The organism is Brevundimonas mediterranea (assembly GCF_011064825.1).
In the GTDB taxonomy this organism is placed as follows: Bacteria; Pseudomonadota; Alphaproteobacteria; order Caulobacterales; family Caulobacteraceae; genus Brevundimonas; species Brevundimonas mediterranea_A.
In genome coordinates this window covers 2,287,646-2,305,046 of sequence record NZ_CP048751.1, presented here as the reverse complement: position 1 = coordinate 2,305,046, position 17,401 = coordinate 2,287,646, and the positions used below count along the sequence as shown (strand labels likewise).

The window sequence follows — 17,401 nt, the reverse complement described above, 5'->3', positions numbered from 1 at the left end:
TTATTGTAGGACGATCACTGACGGAACGCTGTTAAGAACCGGCTAAGTCGAACCTGCGGAAACCCCGTATGCGCCGCGCGTCCCAAAGCCGTCAGCTCAGGCCACGGCGTAGCGCGCCACGACCCCGTCCGGCTGGAAATCATGCTCCGCCAGCTTGTCCAGCGACCGCAGCACCCGCCCCAGGAAGGCGGCGGGATCGCCCGCCTCCACCGCCGGCCGCAGCCAGTCGGTGACGACGGCGCGGGCGGGGTAGGTCCCGACCGGGCCGGGAATGCTCAGCGCCACCTCGACCCCTTCGGCGATCCAGCCGGCCACTGTGGCGAAGAAGTCCGGCGAGGCCAGGAAGTCAGACGGCCGGATGACATACAGGGTGATGACCCCGTCCTCGATTCCGTCGGGGCGCACGATCACCCCGCTGCGGTCCGGCCGCCAGTCGTCCGACAGCTCGACCACCCGCCACAGGCAGAACCAGACCCGGCAGGTCTGGGGCCGGATCTCATGAACCGAACAGCCGGCGGCCTCGACGCAATAGGCGCACAGCTCGCCGGTCGGCTTGGCCAGTTCGGGCAGGTCCAGCGGAATGGCGCGACAGCATTCGACGCAAGCCCCGCAGGTCCGGTCGGGCAGCAGCGGCAGGCTCACTCGCCCGCCCGCTCCAGCCGGGCGATGCGACGATCCATGTCGGCGACGACGGCCTCCAGCCGCGTCTTCTCCGACGCCATGTCCACCGGCGTCCCGTCCTCATAGGCGATGGTCGCGCCTTGAGCGATCAGATCGAGGCGGTAGATGGCCGTCACGCGCTGGGCCTTGAACCGTTCCAGGGCGGCCTGGGCGGCGGGATCGGGGGCCGAATTCGGGGTCTTGCTCATGGCCGTGGCTCTAGCCCATCGCGTCTTCAGGGGAAACCAGCCTGTGGATACGGGCGTTTGACGCTGAACCCCGGCCAGAATCCCTGTATGAGGTCCACGGATGATCGGGCGTTTCCCCATCCTCTATATCGCCGAGGCCGACGCCGAGGACGCCGTGCTGTCCTCGGGCGTTCTGGCGCATCTGGTCGACAGCCTGCCGGAGGCCGGCTTCACCGTCGTCGGCTCGGCCGCCAGCGCCCCCCTGTTCGCCGACACCCCGCGCCTGGAACGCCTCCTGGTGCTGGAGCGCGAAGGCCGTTTCGACTGGATCGCCCTGTGGAACCAGGTGCGCGGGACCAAGTGGGGCCTGATCGTGGACATGCGCGGCTCGGACCTGTCGGGCAAGCTGCGCCGTGTGAAACGGGCGGTGCGCGACAAGACCGCTCAGCCCGGCCTGCACGCGGTCCAGGCGGCGGCCGCGGTGCTGAAGCTGGAGCCGCATGAGGTTCCGGCCCCCCGCCTCCATGTCTCGGATCAGACGCGCGCCCAGGTCGAGGCCCTGATCCCCGCATCCGGCGGCGCCAATTCTGAAAAGGATCGGCCCATCCTGGCGATCGGCCCCGGCGTTGAATGGATGGGCCGCCGCTGGCCCGCCGAACGCTACGCCAAGGTGGCGACCAAGCTGCTGGCCGACGACGGCCCCCTGGCGGGCGGCCGGCTGATGCTCGTCGGCGAGGAGATCGACCGCGAGGCGGCCCACACCATCCGCTACGCCGTCCCCCGCGCCCGCGTCATCGAACTCCAGGGCAAACTCACCCGGCTCCAGACCGTCGCCGCCCTGTCGAAGGCCAGCCTCTACGTCGGCGCGGACTCGATCTGGACCCATCTGGCCGTCGCCTCGGGCGTCCCCGTCGTGGCCGCCTTCGGCCCCTCCGACGAGGCGACGCGCGGCCCCTGGAACGGCGTCGCCGTGCGCGGCCCCCGCAGCTTCGAGGAGTTCAAGGCGCTGGATCCCCGGCTGAACCAGGCGATCCAGCACATGATGGACCTGCCGTGGGAACGGGTGCTGAAGGCGTCGGTTCGGCTGTTGAAGGAACGGGGCTGACGACAATCTCCCTCCCCGTCCGGGGAGGGAGAGGTTTAGCCGTTTCGCGACCCGTGCCGCATCCGCTAGAAGCTCGCATAGCCAGCCTCAGGAGCCGCCCCCATGACCCAGACCTATGACCTGATCGTCCGTGGCGGCGAGGTGGCCAATCACGCGGGGCGCGGCCGGGCCGACGTCGGGGTGATCGACGGCAAGATCGCCTTCATCGGCGACCTGTCCCAGGCCTCGGCCGGCGAGACCTTCGACGCCACGGGCCTGACGGTCCTGCCCGGCGTCATCGACACCCAGGTCCATTTCCGCGAACCCGGCCTGGAGTGGAAGGAAGACCTGGAGACCGGGTCACGCGCCGCCGCCCTGGGCGGGGTCGTCGCCGTGTTCGAGATGCCGAACACCAATCCCAACACCACCGACCCGGACACCATGGCCGACAAGCTGGCAAGGGCGAAGGACCGGATGTGGACCGACCACGCCTTCTATGTCGGCGGCACCCACGAGAACGCCGACTATCTGGGCGAGTTGGAGCGGCTGCCCGGCTGCTGCGGGGTCAAGGTCTTCATGGGCGCCTCGACCGGCGACCTGCTGATCGCCGACGACGAGGGGGTGCGCAAGGTCCTGTCGAACGTGCGCCGCCGCGCCACCTTCCATTCCGAGGACGAATACCGGCTGGTCGAGCGGCGCGGCCTGGCCCGCACCGGCGACTGGACCAGCCACCCCGAGGTCCGCGACGCCGAGAGCGCCATCCGCTCGACGCGCCGCCTGGTCGGCCTGGCCCAGGAGACGGGCGCCCGCATCCACGTCCTGCACGTCACGACGAAAGATGAAATGGAGTTCCTGCGCTTCCACAAGGATGTCGCCACCGTCGAGATCACGCCGCAACACCTGACCCTGGCCGCGCCCGAGGCCTATGAGCGGCTGGGCGCCTACGCCCAGATGAACCCGCCGATCCGGTCGCAGGAGCATGTGGACGCCCTATGGCTGTGGGGCATGCAGCAGGGCGTCGCCGACGTTCTGGGGTCCGACCATGCGCCACACACCAAGGAGGAGAAGGCCAAGCCCTATCCGGCCTCGCCGTCGGGCATGCCGGGGGTCCAGACCCTGGTGCCCCTGATGCTGACCCATGTGGCCCAGGGCCGGCTCAGCCTGGAGCGGTTCATCGACCTGACCTCGGCCGGCGCCCAGCGGGTGTTCGGCACGGCCAACAAGGGGCGGATGGCCGTCAGCTATGACGCCGATCTGACTATCGTCGACCTGAAGGCGAAGCGCGTGATCACCCACGACCAGCAGGCGTCGCGCTGCGGCTGGACCCCGTTCGACGGGTTCGAGGCGACCGGCTGGCCCATGGCCACCCTCGTGCGCGGCCGGGTGGTGATGCAGGACGGCGAACTGATCGGCGCGGCCCATGGTCGGCCGGTGCGGTTCATGGAGACGCTGTGAGGTCGGCCTCTACACAATCCGTCACCCGCTCCACCCCCACCCCCGTCATCCTCGGGCTTGACCCGAGGACCGGAGGGTCCGCCGCATTGCGTCAGCGGCGGGCGCACAGCCCGATCCGCGCCCGGTCCTCGGGTCAAGCCCGAGGATGACGGGGGAGAAGGAAAAACTCGGCCTGATCGGCTTCGGCGCCTTCGGGCGGCTGACGGCGCGGCATCTGTCGCCCTGGTTCGACATCCACGCCCATGACCCGGCCGCTACGGACGCAGACGGCCACGCCACCCTGACCGACCTGGCTGCCGCCGCCGCCTGCCCCACGATCATCCTGGCCGTCCCGGTCGAGGCCCTGGCCGCCACCCTGACCGAAATCCGCCCCCACCTGCGCCCCGACGCTCTGGTGATCGACGTCGGCTCGGTGAAGGTCAAACCCGCCCGGCTGATGGCCGAGCTCCTGCCCCCCGGCGTGCGGATCGTCGGCACCCACCCCCTGTTCGGCCCCCAGAGCGGCAAGGCCGGCATCGCCGGCCTGCGCCTCGCCGTCTGCGAGGTGCGCGGCAAACGCGACGCCCGCCGCGTCGCCGCCTTCTGCCGCCGCGCCCTGGCCCTGAAGGTGTTTCAGGTCAGCCCCGAGGATCACGACCGCGAGGCCGCCACGGTCCAGGGCCTGACCCATCTGATCGCCCGCCTGCTGCTGGCCATGGAGCCCCTGCCGACCCGCATGACCACCACCAGTTTCGACCGGCTGATGCAGGCCGTCGACATGGTCCGCCACGACAGCCCCGCCGTCTTCCGCGCCATCGAACGCGACAACCCCTTCGCCGCCGAAATCCGCAACCGCTTCTTCGCCCTGGCGGACGCGGCGCGGGGGGAACTGGACGGGGAGTGAGTGGGGAAGCATCCGACCACGCCATGCCTCACATCGGTTGACGAGGCGTCTCGGTTCGCTGAACCTGGGCCTGGGATGGTGTAATCGAACATACCGGTCACAACCGGAGCAGCGGGTGAGAGCCCTGCTCCCAAGTCTGCTTTGCGAACCGGCGGCGATTTCGCAAGACGACCCGAACCGGGCAACCAGAATGTCCGCTCTTGCGGCGGCCCTATAACTCGGCGACCCTGCCGTCTTCCTCATCATCTCCTAGCGCCGTGCCCGTCATGCAGATCGCCGTCCTAACCCTTGATGGTTTCAACGAGCTGGATTCCTTCATCGCAGCAGGCATCTTAAACCGGATGAAATCACAGGGCTGGGCGGCCCACATCACCTGCCCCACGCCGGAGGTCACCTCGATGGCCGGGGTGACGATTCAGCGCCAGAAGCCGCTGGAGTTCTTGGCCGACGCCGACGCGGTGCTGATTGGCAGCGGGATCAAGACCCGCGATTACGCCGCCGATCCCACGTTCCTGTCGCGCCTCCCGCTGGACCCGTCGCGCCAGCTAATCGGCGCTCAGTGCTCCGGCACGCTTCTACTGGCCAAGCTGGGGCTGATCGGCGACCTGCCCGCCTGCACCGACCTGACGACCAAGCCTTGGGTTATCGAGGCGGGCGTAAATGTCGTTGATGCGCCGTTCGTCGCGCACGGCAATGTCGCAACCGCCGGCGGTTGCCTAGCCTCGCAATACCTTGCCGCTTGGATGATTGCGCGCTTGGCGACCCTGCGTGACGCAGAAGAAGCCATTCACTACGTCGCGCCCGTCGGCGAGAAGGCTGAATACGTCCAGCGCGCGATGGCGGCGGTGACGCCGTTTTTGAACGTCGGAGAAACACGGGCTGCATAATCCATGGTCGTCCGCTTCTCATCTGTGGACGCCCCCTTCAGCGCAAGAGTGATTTTCGGGAATTTCTGACACGTAGTCGGATGCTGCCATCTGTCCGGCCTGTTGATGCGGTCGCTCAAAGACCGCTGGCCTGTATGGGAGTTCGCGGATCCGGTCCAAATCACCCACGGCGTGCTCGAAGCACAGTGGAAAGCCCTGGTTTTCCTGATCCCGTCTCGCCGACTGTTGCGCCATACGCTCCTTCGCTCATCCCTACGCTTCGACGTCTCGCGGTCGTGCTGGCTAGGCCGACACGACCGGAGCTCGGTAGACATCGCCCTTGGCCAAGAGCGCCCAGACTATGCGGGCGTTCTTGTTCGCCAAGGCGACGATGACCAACATCTTGGGCTTTCTCTCCAGCATCTGGCTCAGCCAGGAACCTGCTGGCGCGCCCCGAATGACGGCCTGTTTGATCACCGCGCTGGCCCCGATGGTCAGCAGCCGTCGAAGCGTTCGCTCGCCCATCTTGGTGATCGCGCCGAGCTTCTGCTGACCGCCGGTGGATCGTTGTCGCGGCGTCAGTCCCAGCCAGGCGGCGAAGTGCCGACCGCTCTTGAAGGCTTCGGGTGACGGGGCCAGTGCGACCAAGGCTGTAGCTGTGATGGGACCGATCCCGGGAATGGTCATCAGTCGACGCGCAACCGGATCGTTCTTGGCCCGGGAAGCAATCTCCGCATCGAGCACGGCGATCTGCTGGTCCAGCGATCGGAGGGTCGAGACCAGGACGAGAAGAATCGTCCGCGCGGCGGTTGGAAGCGCCTCTGCCGGATCTTCGACGCGCGCGATCAACCTATCGACGTGCGGAACGCCCTTGGGAACAATCCAGCCGTATTCGGCCAGGTGACCGCGCAGGGCGTTGATCGTCTGGGTTCGCTGCCGGACCAGAAGGTCGCGGGCCCGAAAGACCACGCTGCTGGCCTGCTGCTCCTCCTCCTTCAGCGGCACGAACCTCATACTGGGGCGCTGCGCCGCCTCACAGATGGCTTCGGCATCGGCCGCATCGTTCTTCTGACGCTTCACGAACGGCTTTACATAGATGGGCGGGATCAATCGGATCGTATGACCCTGGCGGGCCAGCTCACGCCCCCAGTAATGGGCGCCGGCGCAGGCCTCCATCGCCACCACGCAGGGCGACAGGCCAGCGAAGAACGCCAGCAATCGGCCTCGACCCAACTTCTTGCGAAACACCACCTCGCCCGAGGCATCAGCGCCATGCGCTTGAAAGATGTTCTTGGCGAGATCCAGACCGACAGTGCTAACTTGTTCCACGGACGCCTCCTTCGAGTGCTGTTCAACACCTCACTCTGGCACATAGATGCCGTCGGGGGGCGTCCACCCCATCACCCCTTTCACCCCTTTAAGACCTCCGCACAGTCCGCTGATCCCCAACCTTTCCAATAATTCACGCGGCAATCCAGCATCATCGCCCTACCCTACTCCAGGCTGAACGGTCGGAGGCGGGCATGGCGAAGCGGCGAGCGTTCCTGGCGGGCGGCCTGGCGGCCTGCGCCCTTTGCGGAACGGCCCTGGCTCAGGCAGCGCCGCCCATCACCGGTGGCGAGGTGGCCGGCGACTGGATGCTGAAGATCACGCCGGCCGAGCGGCAGGACCTCAACATCTCCTTCAAGTCCAAGAGCGGAAACCAGCTGGATTTCCCATTGACGGTCACGCCCCAGCCGCGCGGCCGGCTTTCGTGCGTCCTCGACGGGGATCCGGCGGACTGCCGCATAAGGGACGGCAAGCTGGTCGTCGTCATGGCCTCGGGCGGCGTGCGCATGACCTTCACCCTGACGGGTCGGTCGCGCGGCGGGTTCCAGGGCGACGCGAGTCTGAGGGTCCGTCTGCTCCCCATCGGCGGCCATATCGGCGCCGTGACCATGGCGCGCCGATCATAAGGGCCGGCGCGCGGACGGTCGGCGCAGGCGCCACCTATCCTAATTCCGCAGACATTCTGTCGACGAAACAACCGCCTGACTGAAAAATCCCGTCGCCACCCCCCGCCCTTCCCTGCGGGCCTATACTTCCGTCGTCGGCATTGGAAGGGAGGCTCATTCAGTTGCAGACTCTGGCGCCTCGCCCTGGGTTCGAGGGCTCCGCGCAATTTCGTCCCACCCCGATTTCAGACAATTCAGACTATTCAGACACTGTTTTTTCGCCGCACCGTCTGAAATCCCCTGCGACAATTGACAAAGATTGCCAAACTCCCATTCTGACCGGACAGGAGCAGACCCCATGGCGACGATGAACATCTCCCTGCCCGACCCGATGAAGGCCTGGGTCGAGGAACAGGCCAAATCAGGCCGCTACGCCAACGCCTCGGACGTCGTCCGTGACCTGATCCGCCGCGAACAGGTCAAGGCCGAGAAGATCGCCCATATGCAGCGATTGGTGGACGAGGCGCGCGCCGGCGGGATCAGCGAAAAGACCCCACGTGAGATCTTCGAGGAAGTCCGCGCCGAATTCGAAAGACGCAAGGGCGCGGCGTGACCCGCCTGCGGCTGAGCGAAGACGCCGAAGCGGATCTGCGCCTGATTTTCTGGCAGGGCCTGGAAATGTTCGGCGCCCGCCAGACCGAAACCTATATTTCAGGCTTGGAAGACCAGTTGCAGCAGTTGCTCCTGTTCCCCGATACGGGCCGGTTGCACACGGATATCCAGCCGCCCGTCAGGGTTCAGCCCTATGGCGCTCACGTCATCATCTACGAACACATCGACGACATCGTCGCAGTCCTCCGCATCCGCAGCGCACGCGAGGACTGGACGGCCTCACCTCTGGGAAGCGACTGGCCATGACCCACCCCATCCACATCGGCGTCGGCGGCTGGACCTTCGAACCTTGGCGCGGGGTCTTCTATCCCGAGGGTCTGGTGCAGAAGCGCGAGCTGGAATACGCGGCGTCGAAACTGACCAGCATCGAGATCAACGGCACCTATTATTCGACCTTCAAACCCGACTCCTGGCGCAAATGGCGCGACGAGACGCCGGACGGTTTCGTCTTCTCGGTCAAGGCCAGCCGCTACTGCACCAATCGCAAGATCCTGTCGGACGGCGGCGAGAGTTTCGAGAAATTCCTGTCCCAGGGCCTGACCGAACTGGGCGACAAGCTGGGCCCGATCAACTGGCAGTTCATGGGGACGAAGAAGTTCGACCCCGAGGATTTCGAGGGCTTCCTGAAACTACTGCCCCCGGAGAAGGACGGCATCCGCCTGCGTCACGCCCTGGAGGTCCGCAACCCGAGCTTCGCCACCGAGCAGTTCTACGACCTGGCCCGCAAATACGGCGTCGCCATCGTCTACGCCGTCGATGACGAGGAGCCGACCTGGCCCCAGATCGACGAGGCGACCGCCGACTTTACCTATGCCCGGCTGATGTCCAGCCGCGAGGACGAGCCCACCGGCATGACCGCCGCCGAACTGTCCGCCGTCGCCGACCAAGCCAAGGCCTGGGCCGAACGCGGCGAGGTCTTCGCCTATTTCATCTCGGGGGCCAAGGTGCGGAACCCGGCGGCCGCCCAGGCGCTGATCGCCCAGTTGAAATGACGCGCGCCGCCTTGCGACCGGTCACGCCGGGCCACATCTGCCCCCCACGCCCCACCGCCTGCCCGAAAGCCTGAAGGACCTCCCATGCCGATCGCCACACGCGCCTTCGCCGCGACCGCCGCCGACAAGCCCCTGACCCCCTACAGCTTCGAACGGCGCGATCCCGGCCCCGACGACGTACTGATCGACATCAAATACTGCGGCATCTGCCATTCCGACCTGCACATGGCCCGCAGCGAGACCGGCCAGGCCCAGTACCCGCTGGTGCCCGGTCACGAGATCGCCGGCGTGGTGGCGGCCGTCGGCTCGAACGTCACCCGCTTCAAGGAAGGCGACCGCGTCGGCGTCGGCTGTATGGTCGACAGCTGCCGCGAATGTTCGTCGTGCCAGGAAGGGCTGGAGCAGTATTGCGTGCCCGGGTTCACCGGCACCTACGGCGGCAAGGACAGGAAGGGCGGCACGGCCGAGACCATCACCCAGGGCGGCTATTCCGACCACATCACCGTCGATCAGCATTTCGTCCTGTCCATCCCCGACAGCCTGCCGCTGGACGTCGCCGCCCCCCTGCTGTGCGCCGGCGTCACCACCTATTCGCCGCTGAAGACCTGGGGCGTCGGACCGGGATCCAAGGTCGCGGTCATCGGCCTGGGCGGTCTGGGCCATATGGCGGTCAAGCTGGCGGCGGCCATGGGCGCCGAGGTCACGGTCCTGTCCACCTCGGACCGCAAGAAGGCCGACGCCGAGCGGATGGGCGCCAAGCATTTCCTGATCAACTCGGACAAGGCGGCGATGAAGGCCGCGGCCGAGAGCTTCGACCTGATCATCAACACCGTCTCGGCCACGCACGAGATCTCCAGCCAGGTCCAGCTGCTGGCGCGTGACGGGACCATGGTCATGCTGGGCCTGACCACCGAGGGCCTGCCGGTGTTCGCCGTGCCCCTGCTGTGGCGTCGTCGCCGCATCGCCGGCTCCCTGATCGGCGGCATCGCCGAAACCCAGGAGATGCTGAACTTCTGCGCCGAACACGGCATCGCCTGCGACATCGAGACCATCGCCCCCGACCAGATCAACGAAGCCTATGAGCGGATGCTGAAGTCCGACGTCCGCTACCGCTTCGTCATCGACATGGAAAAGCTGGCGGCCTGATCCGTGCGACATCAAGCCCGGTTTCCCCCGCGGAAATCGGGCTTGCCTGCGGCCGAGGCGTCGCTACACCTTTAACCACGGTCCGCAGCAGACGGACCAAAGGGACAAGGAAACGATCATGGCGCGTGTGGCATTCGTGACCGGCGGCACCCGAGGCATCGGCAGGGCGATCGTCCAGCGCCTCAGCGAGGACGGCGTTCGCGTCGCCGCCGGCTATTCCGGCAATGACGAAGCCGCCCAGGCCACGGCCAGGGCCACCGGCTGTTTCGTAGTGAAGGGCAATGTCGGCAGCTTCGAAGACTGCGCGCGCGCGGTGCAGGAGGTCGAAGCCGAGCTGGGTCCGGTCGACATCCTGGTCAACAACGCCGGCATCACCCGCGACGGCTTCTTCCACAAGATGAGCCATGACCAGTGGTCCGACGTGATCCGGGTGAACATGGACAGCGTCTTCAACACCACCCGCCAGGTCATCAACGGCATGCGCGACCGCGGCCACGGCCGGATCGTCAACATCTCCTCGATCAACGGCCAGAAGGGCCAGGTGGGCCAGACCAACTATTCCGCCGCCAAGGCCGGGATGATCGGCTTCACCAAGGCCCTGGCCCTGGAGAACGCCCGCAAGGGCGTGACCGTCAACTGCATCGCCCCCGGCTATATCGACACCGAGATGGTCGGCGCCATGGACCCCAAGGTGCTGGAATCCATCGTGGCCCAGATCCCCGTGGGCCGCCTGGGCAAGGGCGAGGAGATCGCCGACATGGTGTCCTGGCTGGTGGGCGAGCGTGCTGGATATGTCACAGGCTGCACCCTGTCTCTGAACGGCGGTCAGTACCTGGTCGGGTGAAGCGGCTTCGCCCAAAATCCGCCGCGTGACGGTTTCATCCACAGTCTCATGAAGTTGACGGAAACGGACTGGGCGAAAAAGTCGCCTCGCGTGACCGCGATGGCCCTGGCGGCCGTCGTGACCGTGGGTCTGTCCGTGGCTGCGCCTGCGGTCCTGCCCTCAGACTGCCACGCCCAGTCGCGCCGCAACCTGCCGCCCTCGGCCCGCTATGTGGCCGGCACGGGACAGGGGTTCGTGCTGGACGTGACCGGGTCGCGCCCCCTGCTGCGGTTCGACCGTTCGACCGAGATCTGGGTGCTGCGTCCCGCCCCCGCCCCGCGCGGCGACATCGTCTATCGCAACGACAACGGCGACCAGGTGCTGCGCGTCACGGCCGACGGCGGCATGACCCTGTACACCACCACGGCGCCCCAGGGCTCGCCCGTCTCGCCGTCGGGCGAGGCCGCGCCCCTGCTGGCCCCGGCCCTGACGGCCGTCCAGCTGTGGAACTACATCATCCGCCAGAGCGACCGGGCCAGCCGCGCCCTGGGCCGACTGGTGGTCGTGGACGTGGACATTCAGCCCGGCTCGGAAGCCGTGGCCGCCGACGCCCTGTCGACCGCCGTGGACGCCATCGCCCGCATGGCCCGATCACCGGCCCTGCGCCGCGAGGCGGACAAGATCCGCCGCATCGAGATCGTCGATCAGGGCCGGGGCCCCCAGGCGACCTTCTCACGCGGCGTCCTGCGCATCGTGATCATGCCGCGCGCCGGCGTGGCCGGCCGGCCGTCCTCGGCCCTGATCGTCCGCGTGGTCGCGGACGACGTCCTCAGCCGCTGAAGCCGTCCTTTGCGGCCCGCCGCGCGGCGAACTGGGCCGCATCGACCGCCGTCAGGAACGGATTGAACCGCCGCTCCGTCCCGATCGTCGTCGGCACGGTGGGCTCGCCCCGCGCCCGCGCCGCAAAGATCGCCTCGGCATGGGCCCGGGTCTCGGGCCGGTCGTCCAGGGTCAGGGTGAAACGCGCGTTCGAGGCCGTATATTCGTGGGCGCACCAGATCACGGTCGCCTCGGGCCAGGCGGCCAGGGCCTGAAGACTGGCCCACATCTGCTCCGGCGTCCCCTCGAACAACCGGCCGCAGCCCAGGGCGAACAGGGTGTCGCCGACGAAGGCCAGTTGGTTCTCGACCGAGCGGAAGACCACATGGCCCAGCGTATGGCCGGGCGTGGCCGTGACCTCGAACCGCGTCTCGCCGACCATCACCACGTCGCCGTCCGCGACCACCCGGTCCAGCGGCGCGACGCGGCGCACCTCCTCCGGCCCCACGATCTCGCAGCCCGTCTCGGCCTTCAGCCGTTCGTTGCCCTCGGTGTGATCCGGGTGCCAGTGGGTGTTCAGGATCAGGTCCAGCCGCCCCCAGCCCAGGGCCTCCAACTCTTGCAGGATTCGCTCCGCATCCGGCGTGTCCACCGCCGCGACCACGCCGGTCGCCGTATCGCGGATCAGGAAGCCGTAATTGTCGCTGCGGCACGGAAACAGGTGAACATCCAGGGTCATGACGTCATTCTAGCAGGACGGCTCCGGCGGGCCTATGGTGGACCCCATGCGGCGCAGCATCGACGAGCTTCGAACCTTCTACGGCGAGCCGACCGGGGCCCTGGTGCGCCGCCTGCTGGCCCGGCGCCTGGACGACGCCTGGGGCGAGGCCCCCGACTGCGACGTTCTGGGCGTCGGCTACGCCACGCCCTGGCTGGACGCCTTCGTCGGCGCCCGCCGCGTGGTCGCCGCCATGCCGAGCGGCCAGGGCGTCGAACACTGGCCCAGCGTGGGGCGCAACCGCACCCTTCTGGTCGACGACCGCCGCCTGCCCTTCGCCGCCGGGTCGTTCGACCGCATCCTGCTGGTCCACGCCCTGGAAGAGGCCGACGATCCCGCCGCCCTGCTGCTGGAGGCGGTGCGCGCCCTGGCCCCCACCGGGCGCATCATCCTGGCGGCGGCGGCGCGCGGCGGCCTGTGGGCGCGGGCCGAGAACACCCCCTTCGGCCACGGCCGCCCCTTCACCCGGGGCCAGCTGGAGCGGCTGGTGCGCGAGGCGGGGCTGGAGCCGGCGGCCTGGTCCCAGACCCTGTATGTCCCGCCCTGGACGCCGCTGCTGCCCCTGGCCGACGGTTTCGAACAGGTCGGGCGGCGCATCGCGCCGAACACCGCGGGCGTGATCCTGCTGGAGGCGTCGCGACAGGCCTATGCGCGCATCCGTCCCAGCGGCCTGGCCCAGCGCGTTCCGGCCCGGCCGGCGCTGACGCCCCAGCCCGCCGCCTCGACCTCCTCCCCGACGCCCCGTCCGCACCCCTGACAGGGAGTTGAGATCGTCCCATCTGTTCGTCGGACGCGAACGGCCTTATGGCGAGCCTCATGCATCGACTGATCCTCATGCGGCACGCCCAGGCGGAGGCCTCCAGCCCGTCCGGCGGCGACGAAGCCCGCCCCCTGTCCAACACCGGACGCAAGGAGGCCGTGCGGATGGGCCAGACCCTGGCCGAGCGCGGTTTGAAGCCCGACCTGGCCCTGGTCTCGTCCGCCGTCCGTACGCGCCAGACCTGGGACCAGATGCATGACGCCTTCGGCGACGTCGAAGTCCGCCACGAACCGCGCCTGTACAATGCGCCGTCCGACGTGCTGCGTCGCTTCGTCGAGTCCTGCGAGGACGAGGCCGGCTGCCTGATGCTGCTGGCCCATAATCCCGGCGTCCATGTGCTGGCCACCGAATACCTGTCCGAAAGCGCGGCCTCGCCGGCCATTCTGGACCGTCTGGCCGGGGGTTTCCCGACCGCCGCCGCCGCCCTGTTCACCGTCGATGTCGCGGGGCGCTGCGTCTTCGAAGGCTTCCTGACTCCGCGCGACCTGGGGGTCGCATGACCGGGACCGCCTACAAGATCCTCGCCGCCGAGGAATGGCGCGCCGCCGTGGCCGAGGGCCGTTACGAAGGCTCCGCCGTCGATCTGGCGGACGGCTACATCCACATGTCCACCGGCGAGCAACTGGTCGAGACCGCGCGCCGCCATTACGCGGGCCGCGACGATCTGATGCTGCTGACGGTCGATCTGGCGCGGTTCGGCGCGGATCTGGTGTGGGAGCCGTCGCGCGGCGGCGACCTGTTCCCGCATCTGTACGCGCCCCTGCCCGTCGCCGCCGTCACCGCCGTGCGCGCCCTCTCGGTCGCCGAGGACGGAGCCATGCTGTTCGAGGATCCGGCATGAGCCTGCTGGCCGACTGGGGCGCCGCCGCCCTTCGCCGCCTCGATCCCGAGACCGCCCACCAGGTGGCGATCAAGGGCCTGGCCCTCGCCCCCCTTCCCGCCCCGGCGGCCGACGATCCGATCCTGCATACGACGCTGGCGGGGCTCGCCCTGCCCAATCCCGTCGGCCTGGCCGCCGGCCTGGACAAGAACGGCGAGGCCCTGCGCGGCCTGTCGCGGCTGGGCTTCGGTTTCGTCGAATGCGGCTCGGTCACGCCCCGCCCGCAGCCCGGCAATCTCAAGCCCCGCCTGTTCCGCCTGACCGAGGACCGGGCGATCATCAACCGGATGGGCTTCAACAATGAAGGCCTGGAGGCCTTCGCCGCCCGTCTGGATCGCCGCCCCACGGACGTGGTCGTCGGCGCCAACCTGGGCGCCAACAAGGATACGGAAGACAAGGCCGCCGACTATGTCGCAGGCCTGCAGCGGCTGGCCGGCCGCGCCTCCTATTTCACCGTCAACATCTCCTCGCCCAACACGCCCGGTCTGCGCGCCCTGCAAGGGCGTGAACAGCTGGACGATCTGCTGGGCCGGATCGACGCCGCCCGCCCCGCCGACCCCGCCGCCCGCGTGCCGGTCTTCCTGAAGATCGCGCCCGACCTGATCGCCGACGAGATCGGCATGATCGTCGAGGCCTCGCTGGCGCACCGGATCGACGGCCTGATCGTCTCCAACACCACCCTGGAACGGCCCGAGACCTTGCGATCCCCCGATGCGCATGAGACGGGCGGCCTGTCGGGCGCCCCGATCCGCCCGTTCGCGGAAAAGGCTCTGCGCGCCGCCGCCGAAGCGGCCCAGGGGCGCCTGCCCCTGATCGCGGTCGGCGGGATCGACAGCGGGGCCGAGGCCTATGCCCGCATCCGTCTGGGGGCCAGCGCTGTTCAGGTCTATTCCGCCTTGATCTACGACGGGCCCGGTTTGATCACCCGCATCAAGCGTGATCTGGCGGCGCGACTGCGCGCCGATGGTTTTTCCTCAATTTCGGCCGCTATCGGGGCCTCGCGTTGACAGAGCGTTAGCCTCGATCTGCGTCTAGTACCGCCAAGCGAACGACCACGGTTCGTATTGCCGGGAAGCTGGATGTCCAAGACGACCGCAGTCGACACCGCCGCAAGCGGCTGGACAGTGGCCGCCCGCCATCGCCGCAGCAATCTGCTGCAGCGTTTGGGACTGGGGGCCGCCGTCGCCCTTGTCGTGACGCCCATGATCGGCTGGCGGATCTGCCTGGCCTGGTTCGCGGCCTATGGCCTGATGCAGGGTCTGGAACTGCTCGCCTTCGCGCGCGTGAATCGTGACGGCGACGGGAAGATCCCCCTGTGGGGCCGGGTGACGGCCTGCCTGAGCCTGTTCGCCAGCGCCTCGCTGTTCGGCAGTCTGTCGATTCCGATGTGGCTGATCGGCGGTCCGCTGGGCGGGGTCTGCGCGGCCCTGATGCTGCCGGCCCTGATGCTCTTCTCGATGATCAATTCGCCGCGCTCGAAATCGATACTGGTCTCCTCCCTGACGCCGCCGATGCTGTATCTGCTGGCGGTTCCCTTCCTGGCCGCCTGGTTCGGGGCGCCGCCGCCCCTGGTGATGACGGCCGCCGCAGCCGTGGTCCTGGTCATCTTCTTCACCATCATCAGCTGGCAGAAGATGAGCGAGGCGACCGAGAACCAGATGCGCGCCCACGCCGAGGCCGAGCGCCTGCGCGTGAAGGCCGAAGAGAGCCTGGTCGCCCACACCGCCTTCCTCGCCGCCATCGGTCACGATCTGCGCACCCCGATCGGCGCCATACTGACCGGCGCCGCAGAGCTTCAGGCGCTGGACGCGAACTCGCGGTCAAACGCCCATCTGATCACCGACGCCGGGCTGATGATGAAGGCCCTGCTGGACGACCTGCTGGATCACTCCAAGATCGGCGCCGGCCGGATGACGGTCGAGGCCGTCGACTTCGACCTGCGCGCCACGCTGGCCCAGACCTTGCGCCTGTGGCGCGGACCGATCGAGGCCAAGGGCCTGAAGCTGCGCGTCGAGGGCGCCGCGCGCATGCCCCGCAGCGTCAAGGGCGACGCCATGCGGATCCGTCAGGTGATGAACAACCTGATGTCCAATGCGGTGAAGTTCACGCCCCAGGGCCGGATCACCCTGCGCCTGGACGCCTGGGCCGAAGAGCCCTCCGGTTATTGTGTTCTGCTTGAGGTTCAGGACACCGGCCCCGGCATGACCGGCGATCAGCTGGCGCGGCTGTTCAACCCGTTCGACCAGACGGCCGAAGGAGTCAGCGCCCGGTACGGCGGTTCGGGCCTGGGTCTGGCGATCAGCCGCGACCTGGTCGAGTTGATGGGCGGCCGCCTGACGGCGCGCAGCGCGCCGGGCCAGGGCGCCAGCTTCACCGTCTCCCTGAGCCTGCCCTTCGGCGAGAACGCCGCGCCGATCCTGGTTCCCGGCGACGACAGCCGTCTGGACATCGCCCTGGCCCTGGCGGCCCGGCCGCTGGCCGCGGGGCTGGACGCCGGAACGTCGCCGGCCGTCCCACGGGACGCCGACGTCTCCCCGACGGCCGAAACCGCCGACCAGACCGACGACGACCGTCCGCTGCGCCTGCTGGTGGTCGACGACCACGACATCAACCGTCGCGCCGTCCAACTGATCCTGCAGCCTCTCGGCTGCGACATCGTCACGGCCGCCGACGGCATGATCGCGTTGGAGCGCTGCGCCGAGACGGTCTTCGACGTCATCTTCATGGATGTCCGTATGCCGGAGCTGGATGGGCGCGAGACCACCCGCCGCCTGCGCGCCGAGGGCGGCCCCAACGCCCGGACGCCCGTCGTCGCCGTCACCGCCGACACCGCCCCCGAAGACGTCGCCGCCTGTCAGGCCGCAGGCATGGCCTATTTCGTGTCGAAACCCCTGACGCCCCCGGCCTTGCTGGGCGCGCTGCAGCATGTGCTGGACGACTCCGCTCAGGCGGCCGAGATCGCCGCCGCCTGATCCCGGACATCCGCGACCAGCCGTTCGGCGAAGCCCGGCGTGCGCAGGTCGCACTCCCACACCGTCAGAACCCGCCAGCCGTCATCCCGCAATTGGGCCGTCACCCGCGCGTCGCGGGCGCGGTTGCGGTCGATCTTGGCGCTCCAGTATTCGGCGTTGGCCTTGGGCTTGCGCGCCCCCCGCGCGCAGTCGTGCCCATGCCAGAAACAGCCGTGGACGAAGACGGCGACCTTGCGCCCCTTCATCGTCACATCCGGCCGACCGGCCAGGCCCTGGCCGCCCAGCCGATACCCGATCCCGGCCGCGCGCAGGATCCTGCGCACGGCCAGTTCCGGCGACGTGTCCCGCCCCTTCACGCGCCGCATCACCGCGCTGCGCTGTTCAGGACTGAAGACGTCGGTGCTCATGATCGGTCCAGAACTCAAGTCA

The 17,401-nt window shown here is 68.3% G+C and carries 21 protein-coding genes; 16 read left to right on the top strand and 5 right to left on the bottom strand.

The features are described from left to right. Window positions 1-96 precede the first annotated feature (96 nt). Window positions 97-642 carry a hypothetical protein gene (locus GYM46_RS11365; RefSeq protein ID WP_008258964.1) on the bottom strand — a complete coding sequence of 182 codons (546 nt, stop codon included), beginning with the start codon at window positions 640-642 and terminating at the stop codon, window positions 97-99. After that, window positions 639-869 (bottom strand): hypothetical protein, encoded by a 231-nt coding sequence (locus tag GYM46_RS11360; RefSeq protein WP_008260114.1) that lies wholly within the window; start codon window positions 867-869, stop codon window positions 639-641. The genes GYM46_RS11365 and GYM46_RS11360 overlap by 4 nt, the downstream gene beginning before the upstream one ends. Window positions 870-969: 100 nt before the next feature. On the opposite strand from GYM46_RS11360, the gene GYM46_RS11355 reads away from it, so the two are divergent. From GYM46_RS11355 to GYM46_RS11340, 4 genes are all read left to right on the top strand, one after another. Continuing rightward, window positions 970-1,953, top strand: coding sequence for a glycosyltransferase family 9 protein (locus tag GYM46_RS11355; protein WP_008259003.1), 984 nt, complete (start codon window positions 970-972; stop codon window positions 1,951-1,953). A gap of 102 nt (window positions 1,954-2,055) precedes the next feature. After that, window positions 2,056-3,387, top strand: a complete 1,332-nt coding sequence (locus GYM46_RS11350; RefSeq protein ID WP_008259409.1) for a dihydroorotase — start codon at window positions 2,056-2,058, stop codon at window positions 3,385-3,387. A gap of 145 nt (window positions 3,388-3,532) precedes the next feature. Next, a complete protein-coding gene (locus GYM46_RS11345) occupies window positions 3,533-4,270 on the top strand; it encodes a prephenate dehydrogenase/arogenate dehydrogenase family protein (protein WP_040349742.1) in 738 nt (245 codons plus the stop codon). Between the two features lie 266 nt (window positions 4,271-4,536). Next, window positions 4,537-5,157, top strand: coding sequence for a DJ-1/PfpI family protein (locus tag GYM46_RS11340; RefSeq protein WP_008263552.1), 621 nt, complete (start codon window positions 4,537-4,539; stop codon window positions 5,155-5,157). Between the two features lie 282 nt (window positions 5,158-5,439). Here GYM46_RS11340 and GYM46_RS11335 read toward each other — a convergent pair whose 3' ends face one another. After that, a complete protein-coding gene (locus tag GYM46_RS11335; protein WP_008258776.1) occupies window positions 5,440-6,465 on the bottom strand; it encodes an IS110 family transposase in 1,026 nt (341 codons plus the stop codon). Between the two features lie 194 nt (window positions 6,466-6,659). On the opposite strand from GYM46_RS11335, the gene GYM46_RS11330 reads away from it, so the two are divergent. The 7 genes from GYM46_RS11330 (at window position 6,660) to GYM46_RS11300 (ending at window position 11,543) form a co-directional block, all read left to right on the top strand. After that, entirely contained in the window at window positions 6,660-7,091 is a 432-nt protein-coding gene (locus GYM46_RS11330) for a hypothetical protein (RefSeq protein WP_008264126.1), read from the top strand. Window positions 7,092-7,389: 298 nt separating this feature from the next. Continuing rightward, window positions 7,390-7,683, top strand: a complete 294-nt coding sequence (locus tag GYM46_RS11325) for a type II toxin-antitoxin system ParD family antitoxin (RefSeq protein ID WP_369733658.1) — start codon at window positions 7,390-7,392, stop codon at window positions 7,681-7,683. Beyond that, window positions 7,680-7,988 carry a type II toxin-antitoxin system RelE/ParE family toxin gene (locus tag GYM46_RS11320; protein WP_008263996.1) on the top strand — a complete coding sequence of 103 codons (309 nt, stop codon included), beginning with the start codon at window positions 7,680-7,682 and terminating at the stop codon, window positions 7,986-7,988. Before GYM46_RS11325 ends, GYM46_RS11320 begins: the two co-directional genes overlap by 4 nt. Next, window positions 7,985-8,734: a DUF72 domain-containing protein gene (locus GYM46_RS11315; protein ID WP_008258846.1), complete on the top strand. Its 750-nt coding sequence runs from the start codon at window positions 7,985-7,987 to the stop codon at window positions 8,732-8,734. The genes GYM46_RS11320 and GYM46_RS11315 overlap by 4 nt, the downstream gene beginning before the upstream one ends. Before the next feature lie 84 nt (window positions 8,735-8,818). Further along, window positions 8,819-9,880: an NAD(P)-dependent alcohol dehydrogenase gene (locus GYM46_RS11310; RefSeq protein ID WP_008262280.1), complete on the top strand. Its 1,062-nt coding sequence runs from the start codon at window positions 8,819-8,821 to the stop codon at window positions 9,878-9,880. A gap of 118 nt (window positions 9,881-9,998) precedes the next feature. Then, the gene (gene phbB / locus GYM46_RS11305; RefSeq protein WP_035310400.1) at window positions 9,999-10,724 is read left to right on the top strand and encodes an acetoacetyl-CoA reductase; all 726 of its coding nucleotides are present in this window, start codon (window positions 9,999-10,001) and stop codon (window positions 10,722-10,724) included. Between the two features lie 99 nt (window positions 10,725-10,823). Continuing rightward, the gene (locus GYM46_RS11300; RefSeq protein WP_230307690.1) at window positions 10,824-11,543 is read left to right on the top strand and encodes a DUF4908 domain-containing protein; all 720 of its coding nucleotides are present in this window, start codon (window positions 10,824-10,826) and stop codon (window positions 11,541-11,543) included. On the opposite strand, the gene gloB is transcribed toward GYM46_RS11300, so the two are convergent. After that, a complete protein-coding gene (gloB, locus tag GYM46_RS11295) occupies window positions 11,533-12,261 on the bottom strand; it encodes a hydroxyacylglutathione hydrolase (RefSeq protein WP_008260401.1) in 729 nt (242 codons plus the stop codon). The two genes, GYM46_RS11300 and gloB, sit on opposite strands and share 11 nt — an antisense overlap. Window positions 12,262-12,307: 46 nt before the next feature. Here gloB and GYM46_RS11290 point away from each other — a divergent pair, with 46 nt between their 5' ends. The 5 genes from GYM46_RS11290 (at window position 12,308) to GYM46_RS11270 (ending at window position 16,972) form a co-directional block, all read left to right on the top strand. Further along, window positions 12,308-13,057: a methyltransferase domain-containing protein gene (locus GYM46_RS11290; protein WP_008259778.1), complete on the top strand. Its 750-nt coding sequence runs from the start codon at window positions 12,308-12,310 to the stop codon at window positions 13,055-13,057. Window positions 13,058-13,116: 59 nt separating this feature from the next. Next, window positions 13,117-13,620 (top strand): SixA phosphatase family protein, encoded by a 504-nt coding sequence (locus GYM46_RS11285; protein ID WP_008258782.1) that lies wholly within the window; start codon window positions 13,117-13,119, stop codon window positions 13,618-13,620. Next, entirely contained in the window at window positions 13,617-13,961 is a 345-nt protein-coding gene (locus GYM46_RS11280) for a DUF952 domain-containing protein (protein WP_008261625.1), read from the top strand. Before GYM46_RS11285 ends, GYM46_RS11280 begins: the two co-directional genes overlap by 4 nt. Then, window positions 13,958-15,007 (top strand): quinone-dependent dihydroorotate dehydrogenase, encoded by a 1,050-nt coding sequence (locus tag GYM46_RS11275; protein ID WP_008263371.1) that lies wholly within the window; start codon window positions 13,958-13,960, stop codon window positions 15,005-15,007. Before GYM46_RS11280 ends, GYM46_RS11275 begins: the two co-directional genes overlap by 4 nt. A gap of 72 nt (window positions 15,008-15,079) precedes the next feature. Further along, entirely contained in the window at window positions 15,080-16,972 is a 1,893-nt protein-coding gene (locus GYM46_RS11270; protein WP_008259082.1) for an ATP-binding protein, read from the top strand. On the opposite strand, the gene GYM46_RS11265 is transcribed toward GYM46_RS11270, so the two are convergent. Continuing rightward, window positions 16,945-17,379, bottom strand: coding sequence for a very short patch repair endonuclease (locus GYM46_RS11265; protein WP_008262989.1), 435 nt, complete (start codon window positions 17,377-17,379; stop codon window positions 16,945-16,947). The genes GYM46_RS11270 and GYM46_RS11265 overlap by 28 nt on opposite strands. Window positions 17,380-17,401: the final 22 nt, after the last annotated feature.

What these genes read in the sequence shown, in the direction of transcription:
- GYM46_RS11300 (WP_230307690.1), top strand. Translation starts at nt 10,824, where the DNA reads ATGGCCCTGGCGGCCGTCGTGACCGTGGGTCTGTCCGTGGCTGCGCCT.
- GYM46_RS11265 (WP_008262989.1), bottom strand. Translation starts at nt 17,379, where the DNA reads ATGAGCACCGACGTCTTCAGTCCTGAACAGCGCAGCGCGGTGATGCGG.
- phbB (WP_035310400.1), top strand. Translation starts at nt 9,999, where the DNA reads ATGGCGCGTGTGGCATTCGTGACCGGCGGCACCCGAGGCATCGGCAGG.
- gloB (WP_008260401.1), bottom strand. Translation starts at nt 12,261, where the DNA reads ATGACCCTGGATGTTCACCTGTTTCCGTGCCGCAGCGACAATTACGGC.
- GYM46_RS11310 (WP_008262280.1), top strand. Translation starts at nt 8,819, where the DNA reads ATGCCGATCGCCACACGCGCCTTCGCCGCGACCGCCGCCGACAAGCCC.
- GYM46_RS11290 (WP_008259778.1), top strand. Translation starts at nt 12,308, where the DNA reads ATGCGGCGCAGCATCGACGAGCTTCGAACCTTCTACGGCGAGCCGACC.
- GYM46_RS11275 (WP_008263371.1), top strand. Translation starts at nt 13,958, where the DNA reads ATGAGCCTGCTGGCCGACTGGGGCGCCGCCGCCCTTCGCCGCCTCGAT.
- GYM46_RS11270 (WP_008259082.1), top strand. Translation starts at nt 15,080, where the DNA reads ATGTCCAAGACGACCGCAGTCGACACCGCCGCAAGCGGCTGGACAGTG.
- GYM46_RS11350 (WP_008259409.1), top strand. Translation starts at nt 2,056, where the DNA reads ATGACCCAGACCTATGACCTGATCGTCCGTGGCGGCGAGGTGGCCAAT.
- GYM46_RS11345 (WP_040349742.1), top strand. Translation starts at nt 3,533, where the DNA reads ATGACGGGGGAGAAGGAAAAACTCGGCCTGATCGGCTTCGGCGCCTTC.
- GYM46_RS11285 (WP_008258782.1), top strand. Translation starts at nt 13,117, where the DNA reads ATGCATCGACTGATCCTCATGCGGCACGCCCAGGCGGAGGCCTCCAGC.
- GYM46_RS11355 (WP_008259003.1), top strand. Translation starts at nt 970, where the DNA reads ATGATCGGGCGTTTCCCCATCCTCTATATCGCCGAGGCCGACGCCGAG.
- GYM46_RS11315 (WP_008258846.1), top strand. Translation starts at nt 7,985, where the DNA reads ATGACCCACCCCATCCACATCGGCGTCGGCGGCTGGACCTTCGAACCT.
- GYM46_RS11330 (WP_008264126.1), top strand. Translation starts at nt 6,660, where the DNA reads ATGGCGAAGCGGCGAGCGTTCCTGGCGGGCGGCCTGGCGGCCTGCGCC.
- GYM46_RS11360 (WP_008260114.1), bottom strand. Translation starts at nt 869, where the DNA reads ATGAGCAAGACCCCGAATTCGGCCCCCGATCCCGCCGCCCAGGCCGCC.
- GYM46_RS11280 (WP_008261625.1), top strand. Translation starts at nt 13,617, where the DNA reads ATGACCGGGACCGCCTACAAGATCCTCGCCGCCGAGGAATGGCGCGCC.
- GYM46_RS11340 (WP_008263552.1), top strand. Translation starts at nt 4,537, where the DNA reads ATGCAGATCGCCGTCCTAACCCTTGATGGTTTCAACGAGCTGGATTCC.